This is a genomic window from uncultured Brachyspira sp. (assembly GCF_949287625.1).
Taxonomy (GTDB): domain Bacteria; phylum Spirochaetota; class Brachyspiria; order Brachyspirales; family Brachyspiraceae; genus Brachyspira.
Window position 1 is genome coordinate 1 of record NZ_CASEGO010000063.1, and the last position, 16,361, is coordinate 16,361.

General features: G+C 28.1%; 12 protein-coding genes. 10 read left to right on the plus strand and 2 right to left on the minus strand.

Translation table 11 applies throughout. The annotated features are described in order from the left end of the window. Positions 1-161 precede the first annotated feature (161 nt). From Q1X91_RS10105 to rarD, 10 genes are all read left to right on the plus strand, one after another. Positions 162-1,241 carry a Xaa-Pro peptidase family protein gene (locus Q1X91_RS10105; protein WP_300756712.1) on the plus strand — a complete coding sequence of 360 codons (1,080 nt, stop codon included), beginning with the start codon at positions 162-164 and terminating at the stop codon, positions 1,239-1,241. Positions 1,242-1,415: 174 nt separating this feature from the next. Continuing rightward, the gene (gene tyrS / locus Q1X91_RS10110; RefSeq protein ID WP_300756715.1) at positions 1,416-2,606 is read left to right on the plus strand and encodes a tyrosine--tRNA ligase; all 1,191 of its coding nucleotides are present in this window, start codon (positions 1,416-1,418) and stop codon (positions 2,604-2,606) included. 26 nt (positions 2,607-2,632) lie between these two features. Next, positions 2,633-5,566 carry an LPS-assembly protein LptD gene (locus tag Q1X91_RS10115; RefSeq protein WP_300756718.1) on the plus strand — a complete coding sequence of 978 codons (2,934 nt, stop codon included), beginning with the start codon at positions 2,633-2,635 and terminating at the stop codon, positions 5,564-5,566. A gap of 67 nt (positions 5,567-5,633) precedes the next feature. Then, the gene (locus Q1X91_RS10120; RefSeq protein WP_300756720.1) at positions 5,634-7,061 is read left to right on the plus strand and encodes an ankyrin repeat domain-containing protein; all 1,428 of its coding nucleotides are present in this window, start codon (positions 5,634-5,636) and stop codon (positions 7,059-7,061) included. Positions 7,062-7,158: 97 nt separating this feature from the next. Then, positions 7,159-9,807, plus strand: a complete 2,649-nt coding sequence (locus Q1X91_RS10125) for an ankyrin repeat domain-containing protein (RefSeq protein WP_300756722.1) — start codon at positions 7,159-7,161, stop codon at positions 9,805-9,807. 104 nt (positions 9,808-9,911) lie between these two features. After that, complete coding sequence (locus Q1X91_RS10130; RefSeq protein WP_300756725.1) at positions 9,912-11,168, plus strand: peptidase M30; 1,257 nt, start codon at positions 9,912-9,914, stop codon at positions 11,166-11,168. A gap of 19 nt (positions 11,169-11,187) precedes the next feature. Beyond that, on the plus strand, positions 11,188-11,502 hold the full coding sequence (locus Q1X91_RS10135; RefSeq protein ID WP_300756729.1) for a hypothetical protein: 315 nt from the start codon (positions 11,188-11,190) through the stop codon (positions 11,500-11,502). A 244-nt stretch (positions 11,503-11,746) separates the two neighbouring features. Next, complete coding sequence (locus Q1X91_RS10140; RefSeq protein ID WP_300756732.1) at positions 11,747-12,781, plus strand: NADH:flavin oxidoreductase/NADH oxidase; 1,035 nt, start codon at positions 11,747-11,749, stop codon at positions 12,779-12,781. A gap of 185 nt (positions 12,782-12,966) precedes the next feature. After that, positions 12,967-13,716, plus strand: a complete 750-nt coding sequence (locus Q1X91_RS10145) for an ankyrin repeat domain-containing protein (protein WP_300756735.1) — start codon at positions 12,967-12,969, stop codon at positions 13,714-13,716. Positions 13,717-13,833: 117 nt separating this feature from the next. Further along, positions 13,834-14,688 carry an EamA family transporter RarD gene (rarD, locus tag Q1X91_RS10150; RefSeq protein WP_300756738.1) on the plus strand — a complete coding sequence of 285 codons (855 nt, stop codon included), beginning with the start codon at positions 13,834-13,836 and terminating at the stop codon, positions 14,686-14,688. 31 nt (positions 14,689-14,719) lie between these two features. Here rarD and Q1X91_RS10155 read toward each other — a convergent pair whose 3' ends face one another. Both Q1X91_RS10155 and Q1X91_RS10160 read right to left on the minus strand, forming a co-directional pair. Further along, positions 14,720-15,460 (minus strand): hypothetical protein, encoded by a 741-nt coding sequence (locus Q1X91_RS10155; protein WP_300756741.1) that lies wholly within the window; start codon positions 15,458-15,460, stop codon positions 14,720-14,722. Positions 15,461-15,477: 17 nt separating this feature from the next. Further along, positions 15,478-16,140: a hypothetical protein gene (locus Q1X91_RS10160; RefSeq protein WP_300756744.1), complete on the minus strand. Its 663-nt coding sequence runs from the start codon at positions 16,138-16,140 to the stop codon at positions 15,478-15,480. Between the last annotated feature and the right edge of the window lie 221 nt (positions 16,141-16,361).

Genomic DNA, 16,361 nt, shown 5'->3' on the forward strand with positions numbered 1-16,361 from the left:
TTTGTGCCAACAAAAGAACTGGGGTGTGGGGCAAAGCCCCGCAAATATCAAAATTTAAAAAATTTATTTTTGACAAACTGTATTTGTTTAGGTATATACAAATAACATATTACAATATATAATAGTTTTCAATTTTTTAATGAATTATAAGGAATTATTTTATGAATATTAATAGATTAGAAAGAGTTATTAACTCTATGAAAGAAAAAGATATTTATCAGTTTGTTATAACAGACAGAATGTCAATATATTATTTAACTAATATCAATATACATTCTGGCGAGAGATTTTTTGGACTTTATATTAATCAGGATAATGAGGTTCATCTTATTAATAATCAGCTTTTTCCATTAAATAATAATGATATAGATATTTTATATTATTCTGATACTGAAAGTGCCGTAAAGAAATTATCAAAGTTTGTTCATAAAGATAAAAATATAGGAATAGATAAGGTAATGACATCAAATTTTTTGCTTGAGATGATGGAGCTTAATATTGCAGAAAGTTATTTAAATGCGTCAAGCTGTATAGACTATGTGAGAATGCAGAAAGATGAAGACGAAATAAAAAAGATGATTAAAGCCTCTGAAATTAATGATAAAAGTATGAATGATATTATTAATTTTGCTCAAGCAGGTATGAAAGAGATTGATCTTTTAGAAGAGTTAAAACTTATATATAGAAGAAACGGATCTGATGATGCTGCCTTTTCATTTGAGCCTATTATAGCTTTTGGGGCTAATGCTGCAAATCCTCATTATTCTACTGGGGATACGGTTATAGGGGATAATGGCTGTTTGGTTATAGATATGGGCTGCATATATGATGGATATTGTTCTGATATGACAAGGACTATATTTTTCGGAGAGCCTAATGAAGAGGCAAAAAATATATATAATATAGTAAAAACTGCAAATGAAAGAGCAATTAATAAAGTAAGCGAAAAAGCCAAATTTTCAGATATAGATAATGAAGCACGTTCTTATATAACAGAAAAAGGATACGGAGAATATTTTACTCACAGAACTGGTCATTGTATAGGTATGGACGTTCATGAGTATGGTGATGTAAGCTCTGTTCATCATGCTGATCTTAAAGAGGGTATGATATTTTCTATAGAGCCTGGTATTTATTGTAAAGATAAAAATATAGGTGTTAGAATAGAAGATTTAATACTTGTAACTAAAGATGGACATAAAAATTTAAATAGTTTTACTAAAGAAATGATTATAAAATAATTATTATTTATAAAGTAATATATTAATTTGTTCAAACTTTATTATTTTTTATGATTGTCATTTTATTACTATAAAATTAACATAATAAAAAATCATATTTGACTTTAATTAAAATTTACATTATTATTAGTATACGTATAATAATATTTTTTATTTATAAAAGGGTTAATCATTATGGAAAAATACACTGTAGAAGAATCTATAGAATTAATTACACGCGGTATAAGCGAAGTTATAGGACTTGAAGAAATAAAAGAAAAATTAAAAAGCGGAAAACAATTAACTGTAAAAGCAGGTTTTGATCCTACAGCACCAGATATACATTTGGGACATACTGTACTTTTAAGAAAGATGAGACATTTTCAGTTATTAGGTCATAAAGTAGTATTTTTAATAGGAGATTTTACTGGAAGAATAGGGGATCCTTCTGGAAAAACTAAAACCAGACCTAGACTTACCCTAGAAGATGTATTAAAAAATGCTGAAACATATAAACAGCAGGTTTTTAAAATTTTAGATCCTGAAAAAACTGTAGTTGAGTTTAATTCTAAATGGCTTGAAAAAATGAGTTTTGCTGATGTACTAGGATTAACTTCAAGATATACAGTAGCTCAAATGATAGAAAGAGATGATTTTTCTAAGAGATATAAAAACGGGCAGCCTATAAGCATTATGGAGTTTTTGTATCCTTTGGCTCAAGGGTATGATTCTGTTGCTTTAGAATGCGATGTTGAGCTTGGAGGAAATGATCAGAAATTTAATCTGCTTGTGGGAAGAACTTTGATGAAGGAGTATGGATTATCTCCTCAGGCTGTTATAACAGTTCCTTTATTAGAAGGTCTTGACGGTGTAGAGAAGATGAGTAAATCTCTCGGTAATTATATTGGTATATATGATAGTGCTAAAGATATGTACGGAAAGGCTATGAGCATACCAGATAATTTGATTTCTAAATATATGGAACTTCTTACTGATATACCTATAGAAGATATAAAAAATTATACTAAATCTATGGAAAACGGAGAAAATCCTAGAAATATTAAAGGAATATTAGCAAAAGAAATTGTTAAAATATATCATGGTGAAGAAGAAGCGAATAATGCTGAAGAGGAGTTTAAAAGAATATTTAGTTCAAAGGGACTTCCTGATGAAATTGATGAAGTGTCAATTAATAAAGATGATAATATTTTAAATATATTGTCTGTTTGTATGCCTTCAGAAAGTAAATCTAATTTAAAAAGGCTTATTTCTCAGGGAAGCGTTAGTTTGGACAATGAAAAAATTAATGATATAAATACTTTAGTTTCTAAAGAGGGTATTTTAAAAGTTGGAAAACGCAATTTCTTTAAAATTAAATTTTCTTAAATAAAAGCTGTATTTTAGAGGATATAATGCGGATTTTAATTTTGCTTTTATTTACATTAATATTTAATGTATGTTTGTATGCCCAAGATACTAATAATCAAACTGCTGCTAATAATGTAAATAATACTTCTGCAAATAATGTCGGCGAAAGTGCAATAATGCAGATAAATAAATTTGATGCTAAAAAGAATCCTATATCCTTTATAAATTTAGTAAACTTTACACCATATTATGTACTTCAGGAATATGCCGGAGTTAATAATATAGAAATTTATCCTTATGATACAGAATCTACTTTAAGAGCTAGAATTATAGAAAGACAGGTTAATATAAAACAGGAAGTTATAACTGATAAAGACCAGATAAAAGAAGTAGCAAGAAACACTATAAATACAGGAGGTGCTCAAGTAGAACTTATAGGGGCAGATTTTGTAGAACGTTATGAGATAAAAGAGGCAGAAGAAGAGCTTATATCATTATACGGCAATGTAACTATGAGAATGTATAATAATACATTAATTGCCGATAGGGTTGTGTATAGTTTAAAAACTGGTGAGGTATTTGCTGCTGGAAATTTAAAGGTAGAGTCTGGAGAAACTACTCTTCATGGTGAGTGGTTTATGCTTAACAGGGAAAATAAAAAAGGTGTTCTGTTTGGCGGCGGTACTAAGTTTATGAGTTTTACTGTTGAAGGGCGTGTAATAAAATTTAATGATCAAGATTTTTTTGCTGAAAACAGCAGTGTAAGTTTTTCGCGTCTTACTCCAGTAGCCCATGACTTTTTGACAAGCAGGGTTTATCTTTGGGATAATAAAAAAATGATGGTTTTTAACAGCATTTACAGAGTAGGCCGTCAGCCTGTATTTTATTTTCCGCTGTTTTTGCAAAACTATATGGGTACTGGTATAATATCTTCTTTTGGGGAATCTTTGAGAGAAGGTGTTTATATTCAAAATTATAAGGTATTTAATTTATACGGGGTACAGCATAAAATAAGATTCGATGCATATCAAAAATTGGGTTTTCTTATAGGCGATGAGATAAGATATACCAGTCAGTATCAGGATTTGTCATTAGATGCTATGTTTGCTCTAGGAAGACAATATTATTTACTTGATTCTTATATTACTTCCAGTATAGGTTATGGTACAAGATATGTTAACTATTTTGCTTCAGGCGAAGGAGGTAAGTTTGTACCTAGATATAAATTTCAATATGATCATACTATTCAGTTATACAGCAGTCAAAATATTAATAGTTATATTACGGGAAAACTTAATTTAAATAGCGATTTGTATTTTAAATCTGATTTTTATAATCAAAGAGGACAGTTTGATATACTTACATTCTTTACATCTGTTACTGGAAATTTGCAGGATATAGGAGACAGTTATCCGGAATATTATACAGAAAACTCAGTGTATGTTAATAATAATATTTATGGGGTTAATTTAAAAGTTGGTGCTGAATGGGATTTGCAGGCTGTAAGAAATATTTCAGTAGATGTTAATACAAATTTTGACTACTATATGCCTAAACCTTATAAACTTATTTTGCCTTCAGTTGAGGCTAGTTATAGTTCTGTCTTTGGAGATGAAACTTCATATTATTTTCCTGGTCTTAATCTTGATTATAGCTTGAGGGCTAATTATAATCATACTATTGACTATAAAACTTCTGAAGGTATTGCTTTTTATAATAATCCTATGTTGGACGAACAGCTTAATGATAAACTTGCTGAAAGAAATAATTTAAATTTATACGGTTCTTTATCAAGAAATTTTACTAATGATTTTATTAGATTTGTTCCTAGTGTTAATATGGAGTATTCATATCAAAATAGTATTGATGCTACGGCTGAAGATTTGATTTATGATAAAGATAATACTTATTTGGGATTAGGAACTGGAATGAATTTTTCTATGTTTTTACCGTATAGTATTTTACCATATAATTTTACGTATTATTTTGAGCCCACAGTAAGATGGGATACCACTTATACATTAAATTATAGATTTAAAGAAAAATATATAGACACCGATGCTATAGGTTCTCAGGTAGGGGAGTTTAATAATCATAACTTTACTACAAAGTTTACACTAGGAGGTACTGGATATAGTTTATTCTTTATACCAGATTTGAATCTTAATTTGGAATCTTCTATAAGAACTGGGTATGATTTTATACCTGCATACAACTCTGAAACTAGAACTTATCAGGTAGAGTTTTCTACAAATAAAATGCTTACTACTGAGGTTGGAGCTTCTGCAAGACTTTTATATAATCAGTCTTACATATCATATGATATATCAAGAAATTTACTAGGTACTAATTTAACAGTTAATCGTATTAATTCTTATTTCCATTTCCCAATACCTCTTGGAAAAATAACGGACTGGATATTGATAAAGAATAATAAAAAACCTTTTTTTGATGGTATAATTAATGATTTTAATTTATATTTTGGTTTTTCTTTTACTCATGATTTTATTAATTACAGATACAATACAGCTGCATTTACTTTTGGTATAGAGCTTCAAGTTTTGGATCAGTGGAGATTTAGAATAGCTACTACTAGTGCCAATGAAAAGGCATATCGGTATATAAAATCATATGCAGAAAAAGAAAATGAAACTTGGGTTAATCCTTTTTGGGATATTGTTAACTCATTTAATTTTTCAGATTCTCAGAAACGTACGGATAGCTTATTTAAATTAAAGTCAATAGAAGCGAGTATTTGGCATGAATTAGATGGCTGGCAGATTCTTGCTACATTTGCGGTAAGACCTTCAACACTTCCTTCTGACATTACATCAGGTTCTGTAAAAGGGGTTTATTGGGATAAAGAGTTTTGGATTGAATTTACTCTTACTGACTTTCCTAATGTGGGACTTCCTAGAAAAGAATATAATCTTAATAGTACGATCACTGATTTGCAGGATAGTGCAGCTACTCAATAGTATCTTTTTATTACTTATATTATTTAGAATTGTTTTATAATGAAGTATATATCTGAGAGTGATTATTATGAAAAATATTTTAATTGTTTTATTTGTTTTTAGTGTATTTGTTTACGGACAAGATACTGATAATATTGATAACATTATTGAAGATGATGAAGTTTTAGAAAATGATTATTATTATGATGCTTTAGATGATAATAAAGCTGCAAATAGTATAGAATATGCTGATGTGTATGAGGCAATTGATAATAATAATTTGGAATATATAAAAACTATTATAAGCAATAATGCTGATATTAATACAAAACTTCCTGATAATTATGAGGATAATTTGGGAGGAGCTACTCCTTTACTGTATTCTATATATAAAAATAATAGGGATATAACAGAATTCTTAATAGAGAATGGTGCCGATTTGTGCGTAAAAGATTTTAAAACTTGGAACAGTATAATGTATGCAGCAGCTTTTGCAGATTTGTATACATTGTCATTATTAGCAGAAAAAGACAGTAGTTTGCTTGATACAAAAACAGAGTTTAATGTAACGCCTCTTCATGCAGCAAGCGATTATAATAATCTTGAAGCTATAATGTATTTATGCACCAATTCAAATATAGATATTAATGCAAGAGATATTGACGGCTGGACTCCTCTTTATTATGCTGCTCATTCTAAAAGTATAGAGGCTTATAATTTGCTTATAATACTTGGGGCTGACAGCAGTATTGCTGATAATAATAATGTGCTTCCAGAAACTGTTTTAACTAGAACTATAGAAGAAGAAAATAATGAACTTAGAGATATTGATATTGAGTTATTTAAAGCCATAGAAATTGATGATTATAAAACTATTAGAGCTCTTATAAATAGAGGTGCTAATATTAATGCTAAAGACGGATACGGTTTAAGTGCTTTGCATTTGGCTATAAAAAATAACAGCATAGATTCTATCAATACTCTCATTGCCAACAGAAATATTGATTTGGAAGCTAAACTTCCAGAAGGTTATTTTACTCATTTGGGTGATGATTCAAATGAGGCAGTGTATATAGGTAAAGCAACTCCTCTTATTTATGCCATATTTAAAAGCAATGGCAGCAGTAAAATAGTAAATGCTCTTATAAGAAAGGGAGCTGATGTTAATGCTGTTGATGAAGAGGGTTGGAGTACTTTTTTGTATGCAGCTGCTTTTGGGAACAGCTCAATATTAAGAAGCATATTATCCAAAAATAAAAATCTTGTTAATAGCAAAACAAAAAATAATGTTACACCTCTTCATATGGCTGTAGTTTATGATAATTTAGAGAATATTAGATATTTGGTAAGCAATCTGAAAGTGGACATTAATGCCAAAGATGATGACGGCTGGACTGCTCTTTATTATGCTGCTGCCAACAATAAAAGGGATGCATATAATCTGATTTTAAGATTGGGGGCTGATAAAAATATAGCAAATAATGAGGGATTAAAGCCTGCTGATGTTTTGAAATAAAAGATAATTGTTTATTGTTATTAATAAGCTATTGATATATAATTATGTTTACTTGATTTATTGCTAAATATTAGTATTGGAGGAACTTAATTTTATTATGAAAAAAGTATTGTATTCAGCTTTACTATTGATTTGTTTTAATATAAATATATTTGCTCTTACTTCAAAAGAAGAAGAGTTTTTTAATGCTGTGAAAGAAAATAAATATGAAGCTCAATTAAAAAATATTTTGAGATATAAAATTAATTTCAATGCTGCAAATGAAAGAGGATTAACTCCGCTTTTGTATGCTATTGAATGCGGTAATGAAAGAGCTGTAAGGGTATTGCTTGAGTACAGCGAAGTTAATATCGAATATAAACTTCCAGATGATTTTGCAGATTATCCATACATAAATAAATACGAAGGAGACAGCTTTAATATAGGAGGTGCTACTCCTTTAATGTTTGCTATATTTAAAGGAAATACTAGAATAGTTAAACAGCTAATAGATAAAAATGCTGATGTCAGAGCTAGAGATAATGAAGGAACTTCTGTATTTTTGTATGCATGCGGCTTTGGAAATGGTAATATTATAAGAATGCTTCTTGTAAAAGATAGAACTTTAGTAAATGATAAAAACTCTAATGGTAATATTAACGGGCTTCATTATGCGGCATCTCTTAATAATTTAGAAACTATTAATTTTTTAATTAAAAATGTTGATATGAATATAAATGACAGAGATATAAACGGATGTACTGCTTTATATTACGCTGCTTATCATGGAAAAAGAGAGGCGTATAATCTACTTATCAAACTTGGTGCTAATAAAGATATAGGAGATAATTATGGAGTAAAGCCTGAATATATTTTATCTGGAGGAAGTTCGGCTGTTGATTTAGGCGATAATTCTAATAATAGTGAAGAAAATTATAATTCCCTTACAAATACTTATGAAGAAAATATGTTTATTGCAAGAACTATTGAAACATCAGATACTAATGCTTTAAGAAATATAATGATGTATTCTAATTTTAATATGAACTCTGTAATTACAGCATATGAAACTCCTCTTACTTATGCCATACATCTAGGCAAAGATGATATTGTTAATGAGCTTTTTAGATATAGAATGAATAATACTAATATTATTAATATAGAAACAACTTTTATACCATCAGAAGAAGTATATTTTGATGAAAGCACTAATGGAATAGAAGCTGTAGGCAATGTATATTTAGGTGATGCTAGCCCTTTGCAGTATGCTATATTCAAAGGTAATACTAATATAATAAACACTCTTTTAAAACTTGGTGCTGACATAAACAGAAAAGACAGTTTAGGAAATAACGCTTTAATGTATGCAGCAAGTTATGGAAGTGCAGAAGTTATTGATACGCTTCTAAATTACAGCAGCAATTCTTACAGAGTTGTTGATTTATATGGGGATACTCCTTTGCATAATGCAGCAGCATTGGGAAATACTAATACTTTGACGGCCCTTATGAATAGAACGCCTATTAATATAAATGCTCAAAATATTGACGGTAATACTCCTTTGCATTTTGCGGTAAAAAATCATAACAGCAATACATACAGATTTTTACTCTTAAAAGGTGCTGATTATACTATAAAAAATTATGATGGAAAAACTGCTTCTGATTTATTATATGCAGATGGTATTGAGAGTATAGAGAGCATTATAAGTAATGATGCTAATTCATTTACTAACATCTATACAAATGATAAATTGAATGAGATAAATACTAATAATACAAACTTAAATGATACAAATTTAATTAATACAAATAATTATTATAATGATACTAATTCTATTAATCAAAGTAATAATATGAGTACAAACAGCAATTATGATGCAGAAAGTTTATCTTATGGTGAGTATACTAACAGTATTAATAATGAAAACACATTTAATAATGTTATGGCAGTTAATGCTAGTACTTTTGCTGATGACTTAATATACGAATACAGTGATGAAGGAATTACTGAAGATAATTCTGATGATTATGTAGAAAATGATACAGATGATGATTATTCAGAGTATTATGATGCAAGCAAGTCTTTATTTGAAGCCATATACAATAACAATGTTTCTGACGTATTAAAAGCTGTTTCAAATGGTATTAACATAAACTCAAGAAATGAAGAAGGTTTTACCCCATTGCTTTATGCCATTAATTATGACAGACTTGAAGTTATGAAGGCACTTTTAAGCTATAGTAATGTTATAGATATAGAAATGCCTCTTAATAATTATACTAATATATATTCTGTTAAGGGAAAAAATTTCAGCGGAGAAGTATTATTTAACGGTACAACTCCTTTAGAGTATGCCGTATATAAAGGTAATACTAATGCTGTAAATCTGCTTATAGAAAGCGGAGCAGATACAAGAAAAAAAGATTATAACGGATACTGCAGTTTATTTTATGCTTCGGCTTTTTCTGATGCTAATATGATACACTTTTTACTCACAAAAGATCCTTCTCTTACAAGGGAAAAATCTTTAAGCGGAAGAACAGTTATGCATTTTGCTGCTTTGTATGGAAATGATGAAGCCATATCATATTATCTATCGAATACATTTTTGAGTATTAATGCTAAAGACAATGAAGGAAATACTCCTTTACATTGTGCCTGTGAAAAGGGATACTCTTCTACTATTAACTTACTTGTTCAAAGAGGGGCTAAAACTGATATGAAAAATAATGAAGGACTGGCTCCATCTGATATCATTAGTTGAAATAATTTGTTAATATTTTTTGTCTTGATAAAAATTATTTGATTATTTTTTATTTATAATGTATAGTAAAAAATAGTATAATATTAAATATTTATGAGTTTTTCATGAAAAAAATATTTTGTTTAATTATAATTTTAATCGTATCTATTGTCTCATGCAATAAAAATAATTCTACAAATCCTACAGCAACAAGTGACGGATTAACATATCCTGATTCAAACCTTCCGAAAAAGGATTTCAAGGTTCTTGTATTGAATAGTTCAGGAGGTTTTATAGATAATAAATATAATTTTTATAAAATAGCAGAATATGATAAATTAATTATATATGTAAAAGAAGGTTCAGGATATAAAAAAGAAAATGTGGATTATATAGCAAATGAATTTAATAAGAATTATAGCGAAGAAGTAAGAATATATGGAGAACATACAGATGTTGATAATAATGGTAAAATTATCATTTTATTATTAGAACTTAATGAAGATTATTCAGGTTCTGTAATTACAGGTTATTTTTATCGTAATGATTTATTAGATGGACTAAATAATAATGGCGAGATATTATATATGGATTTATTACTAGTTAATGAAAATCCTCAAAATATGGTTGGTACAATACAGCATGAATTTCAGCATTTAATTAATTTTAATGTTAACTATATACAAAATAATAAAGAGATATCAACATGGCTTAATGAAGCACTTTCAGAATCAACTTCTTTGCTATTCAGTGAGTCTGCAGTTAATTCCAGAATAAATGAATTTAATAAAGTAACATATGGTTATTACTGCTTTTATACTTGGACACTTCCGTCTGCAAATGTTTTTCCTAATAATCCTAATAGTCAGAATTTATTTGCTAATTATCCTTCTGTATCAGTATTTATGAATTGTCTTTATAAAAAAAATAATAATCCTTCTGTATTTCAAAATATAGCAAAATATTCATCACTTGATGATTATCAGAGAGTTTTTAATAATGTGAGCTTTACATCTGCAGCTTCTTGGGACGATTTATTATTAAAGTGGGTTGAGGGATTAAAAAATAATGATGTAGAAGGTGTAGAGTTTTTAGTTCAGGAAGCAAATTCTAAAGTGTCATTATACCCTGGAGCTGTAGTGGCCTATGGCGGCAGTTTATCATCATCAGGTAATTTAGTAACTAAAGATTTAAGCGGAGGAGTACAGATAGCTTTAAATAAAGATACATATGTTGGAGATGCTCCTACTCCTATAGAAATTACAACTCCTAATACAGCAGTATCTGCACAGGGATTAAAGACATATAAAGCTGATAAGCCTTATATACCTAAATATATACAGGTATTGTTTGATAAAGATGGTAATATAAAAAAATATTAATTTATACAATGGAGAATTAATGAGAACAATTTATAAAAATATGATAAAATATTCTTATATTGGCATATGTATTTTTTTCTTTTTAATTTTTGCTAAAAAGGAAGATATTACAGGTACTATTAGAATGGTTGGAACTTCAATATTTCCAGAGATAGTTATAACTACAGAAGAGAGAGATTATTATTTTGATAAAAAATTTTTCGATGAATATGCTAAGTATGTCGGACAAAATATTACTGTAACAGCTAAAGTAAAGAAAGATACTATATGGCTTGCTGACAGAAGCAAATCATTTGACAGATATACTATTAAGTGGGTTGAAAAGAAAGAATAGTATTTTATTAATATATTTTTGATATTTAAATAATAATTCTTATTATATTTTTCTCACATTTTTTGTAAATAAATGTATTATATGTATTATATACATTGTTTTTTTGATATTCACATATAATCAATAATATGTATATTTAAAATTAATTATATTGTGAAATTGAAATATTAAAAAAATTGTTATATACTATATAGTACTATATAAAGAATATTTAATATTTAATTTTTTATAAAGGAGTTATTTTATGAAACCAGAAAAAAGTAATCTTTTTACGCCTTTAAAAATAGGTAGTCTTGAAATAAAAAACCGTATAATAATGCCTCCTATGGATATGTATTGCTCAAATGACGGAGAAGTTACCGATTTCCATGTTCTTCATTATGTTACCAGAGCTGTAGGAGGAGTAGGATTGGTTATAGTTGAAGCCAGCGGAGTGAACGGTCCTGCCAGTTCCATAACTGACGGAGACTTAGCTATATGGGATGACAAGTTTATAAGCGGATTAAAAAGAATTTCTGAGGCTGTGCATTCTCAAGGAGCTAAAGTTGGAATACAGCTTGTGCATGCTGGAAGAAAATGCGAATCTGCTAAAACTGATAAAATTTATGCTCCAAGTCCTATACCTTTTAATGATAAGTACAGAACTCCGGTAGAGATGACCAAAGAGAATATATCTGATACAGTTGAAGCTTTTGGAAAAGCATTTGAAAGAGTTAAAAAAGCAGGTTTTGATATGGTGGAAGTACATGCTGCTCATGGTTATTTAATATCTACTTTCTTATCTCCGTTATCAAATCAAAGAAAAGATGAATACGGAGAAAACAGAGTTAAGATTTTGGAAGAAGTGCTAAGAAAAGGAAGAGAGGTATTGGGTAAAGATTTCCCTATTCAAATCAGAATATCTTCTTATGATTGGAAAGAAGGCGGTAATACTCCTAAAGATTTTGCTGAAATGCTTAAGCCTTTGGAAGAAGAAGGATTATTCGATTCAATTAATGTAAGTACAGGAGCGGTAGTTGCAGATGCTAAAATAATACCTTATGAAGGATATCAAATACCATTCTGCCGTGAATTAAAACAATATATGAAAGTGCCTTGTATAGGAGGAGGGCTTTTGACTGATGCTAAAATGGCTAATATGATAGTAAGAAACGGAGCAGCTGATGCGGTTTATATAGGAAGAGAGATTTTAAGAAATCCGTATTGGGCATTACAGGCTGCAAGAACTTTAGGTATTGATGTTCCATTCCCTAAACAATATGAACAGGCTAAAAGATAATTAAAAAATAATATATAATAATTATATTTCAGGCTTAGTTATGCTTATTTATATATGCATAATTTAAGCCTTTTTTATTTTATTTACTTGCAAACACTATTTACTTCTTGATATATTTTTATTTATTAATAAAATTATATTATTATATATAACTTTATTAATAATAGGTAATATAAACATAAATTATGAAGTGCTTATTAATTGTAACGGCTTTATTTATTGGTATATGCTTTAATATTTTTTCATTTACTCAAAATGAAAATGATTTACTCATAGCTGCTGAAACTTCGGATACTGTTTCAGTTAGAAATATACTTAACAGAAAAGATGTTGATGTTAATGTGAGAGACAAATACGGTGTTACTCCTTTAATGCATGCGGTATTTAATAAAAATATCTATATATTAGAATTATTATTAAAAAATAATGCTGATACAGATATGCGAAATGACAGCGGTAAAACTGCTTTAATATATGCCTGTCAGTTAGAAGATTTTGATATTATACAAATGCTTATATGGTATAAGGCTGATATTAATATAACTGATAATTATAAATCTACAGCTTTAATGTATGCAGCAAACAGCAGTACTAATATCATAACATTATTAGCAGAGGCTGGTGCGGACATTAATGCTCAGAATTTAGACGGCAAAACTGCTTTGATGTATAATATTTTAAATAGTGCTGATATTAATATGATTAATATTTTTATTAGTTTAGGGGCAGATATTAACATTCAGGATATTCATGGTTATAGTGCTTTGATGTATGCGGCTATACTTGATTATAGAAATTTAGTTGAAATATTAATAGAAAATGGGGCTGATGTAAATAAAAGAAATAATTATAATAAAACTGCTTTAACTATGGCAGAAGAAAATAAGAATTATAAAATGGCAGAGATTTTAATTAAATACGGTGCTGTAAGATAGAAATTATTTTATTCTAAATTTTTATAAATTAATTTAAATTAAAAAACTTAAATTTCGTATTGAAAAAAATTTTTTAAGTTTTATTATATATGCAGAAAAATATATGGGATATATAGTATGTCTAAAAATAAATCAGTACTTCTTGCAGCAGCGGCTTATATAATTTGGGGACTTCTTCCAGTATATTGGAAGGCAGTTCAGAATTTTGATTCAGCATTTGTTTTGGGTATTCGTGTTATAACTACTTTTATATTTACTTTGATAATAATTATTTATAAGAGAGCAAATCTTTACAGAGGTATAAAGCCATTAATATCAATAATAATAGCAGGTATTTTTTTAGGGCTTAATTGGTATTTATATATTTATACTGTGAACTCTGGTCATGTTCTTGAAGCTGGACTTGCATATTATATAGCACCGATTTTAAGTATACTTACTGGGATAATATTTTTTAAAGAGAAAAAAACAGCATTAGAATATGCAGCTATAATTTTGATGTTTATAGGTATGATTTATCAAACTATAACATTAGGAAAACCTCCTATAATGGCGTTCTTTATAGGGCTTACTTTTTCTATATACGGCATATTCAAAAAAATGACAGTATATTCAGGCTGGGAGAGTTTGTTTTTAGAAACGGCTGCTATACTTATTCCTTCAATAATTTTAAGCAGAATGTATTTCCCTTCTTCGCCTCAGTCTGTTTCTTCTTGGGTAACTTTAATGTTTGCAGGAATTGCTACTGGTATACCTCTTTATTTGTATGCTAAAGCAGCTAAAGGTCTTGATGTTTCTACTCTTGGATTTTTACAGTTTTTGCTCCCTCTAATTGCTACTTTGCTTGCTATTTTTGTATATAAGGAAGAAGTTAATGTAAATAGGGCAGTTACACTCATTATTATAATAATTGCTGCTGTTCTTTATACAATATCAATATTTAAGAATTCTAGTAAAAAAGATAAAGTATAAAAAATATTTTTATGTTTTTTATATATGTAAATTATTTTCTTATGCTTTTTTGAAAATATCTTGATAAGTCTACAGGGCTGTCTTCAAGCCAAGATGACATGATGCATTCATATTTTCCTTTGCTTTTGCTTAATTTATATATTTGGTATTCCACTCTGTCATTTCTTCCGCTTATTTTTTCTCTTGATTCAACAAGCATTTCATATATTCCGTCTCCGTCAATATCCTCGAATATATTGTCCATTTGAGTGATTACAGAACTTTTCATAGAATTAATTTCTCTATAAAATTCTATATCAGCTATAAACTTTATACTTGCTCCGTCTATTCTAAACATATACATGTATATATCTCTGTCCTGTCCATTGTCATTGATGATATAATATTTTATAATTCCTATTTCATCTTTTCTGTCATAAAAGTTTTCTAAATCTACAGCAGAATTTTTTCCAAATCTGTCTGTGCTGTATGAAAACTCTTCTTTTTCGTTATTATATATGCAAATTTTATTTCCCTGACCAGATGATACTAAAGCTATAAATTCATTTCCTTTTATAGGCAGAACATCAGCAATAACGATAGAGTTTACATTGTATCCTTTTTTTTCTAAATCAGTTTTTAATTTTTCAGCCTGAGTATAATCGGCATTATTTATATCTTCGCTTTTATAGTATATGATTTCCCCGTTACCTGAAAGATTAAATAAACTTTGCACATCAATGGCATATAGATTAAAAGTTAATGCAGTTATGATTATTAATATTTTTTTCATAATTTGTTATCCGTAATTTAAAATTTTATATCAGTAAATTCTATTTCGGAGTTTACCTTTCCGTCAGAACTTTTATATTTAATAATTTTAGGAAGAGTATAATTTTCTATATCTTCGTAACTGATGCTTACATCATATATTTTAGATTTTTTATTATAATACTCTGCTTTTTCTATTAATAAAATTTCTTTATCAACAGTATATACCACACTATAATTCTGGTTTTCTCCTTTTGCTCTTAAAGTTATTTCATATTTATTTTTACTTTCTTCTAAAGATTCAAAAGTGAATTTTTTTGATAATGAATCGTAACTCGATGAACTTCCAACTAAAGTATAAAATCCTATAGTTTCTAAAGCACCTTCAAATACGGAAAACATATTTCTGTAAAAACTATCAACATTTTCTAGTACTATAGAAGGTGTACTTCCTTGTGTAAAAGAAAATTTTAATTTTATATCATCTTTGGTTTTTGTATAACTTTTTGCAGGAATAGTATCAATTTGTCTTTGTACTATTTTTCCGCTTATATATGCTTCAAAATGTTTGGGATATATAGACGAATATTTATCTTTCATTTGTGTATATAAATCCTGAAAGTTCATATCAGTGCTTTCTTGAGAGTATAAAGAAGCTGTATATAGTATAATAATTATTAATGCTGTTTTGATATATGTCATATTAACAATTCTCGTAAAAAAATTAATTTTAAATATTATTTTTTTTAATTATTAAAAAAGCTGTATTAAAAAATTATGTAATTATTAATGTACTTAAATATTTATGAAATTTTTTAACAAATTAGTGCACGGGTTCCATACATATTGCATTTAAGTATTCCTTAATTTCTTAAAGTATAGCATAGGAGTATCATAATTTAAAGTAGAATGTATTCTTTTAT

What these genes read in the sequence shown, in the direction of transcription:
- Q1X91_RS10105 (WP_300756712.1), top strand. Translation starts at nt 162, where the DNA reads ATGAATATTAATAGATTAGAAAGAGTTATTAACTCTATGAAAGAAAAA.
- tyrS (WP_300756715.1), top strand. Translation starts at nt 1,416, where the DNA reads ATGGAAAAATACACTGTAGAAGAATCTATAGAATTAATTACACGCGGT.
- Q1X91_RS10115 (WP_300756718.1), top strand. Translation starts at nt 2,633, where the DNA reads ATGCGGATTTTAATTTTGCTTTTATTTACATTAATATTTAATGTATGT.
- Q1X91_RS10120 (WP_300756720.1), top strand. Translation starts at nt 5,634, where the DNA reads ATGAAAAATATTTTAATTGTTTTATTTGTTTTTAGTGTATTTGTTTAC.
- Q1X91_RS10125 (WP_300756722.1), top strand. Translation starts at nt 7,159, where the DNA reads ATGAAAAAAGTATTGTATTCAGCTTTACTATTGATTTGTTTTAATATA.
- Q1X91_RS10130 (WP_300756725.1), top strand. Translation starts at nt 9,912, where the DNA reads ATGAAAAAAATATTTTGTTTAATTATAATTTTAATCGTATCTATTGTC.
- Q1X91_RS10135 (WP_300756729.1), top strand. Translation starts at nt 11,188, where the DNA reads ATGAGAACAATTTATAAAAATATGATAAAATATTCTTATATTGGCATA.
- Q1X91_RS10140 (WP_300756732.1), top strand. Translation starts at nt 11,747, where the DNA reads ATGAAACCAGAAAAAAGTAATCTTTTTACGCCTTTAAAAATAGGTAGT.
- Q1X91_RS10145 (WP_300756735.1), top strand. Translation starts at nt 12,967, where the DNA reads ATGAAGTGCTTATTAATTGTAACGGCTTTATTTATTGGTATATGCTTT.
- rarD (WP_300756738.1), top strand. Translation starts at nt 13,834, where the DNA reads ATGTCTAAAAATAAATCAGTACTTCTTGCAGCAGCGGCTTATATAATT.
- Q1X91_RS10155 (WP_300756741.1), bottom strand. Translation starts at nt 15,460, where the DNA reads ATGAAAAAAATATTAATAATCATAACTGCATTAACTTTTAATCTATAT.
- Q1X91_RS10160 (WP_300756744.1), bottom strand. Translation starts at nt 16,140, where the DNA reads ATGACATATATCAAAACAGCATTAATAATTATTATACTATATACAGCT.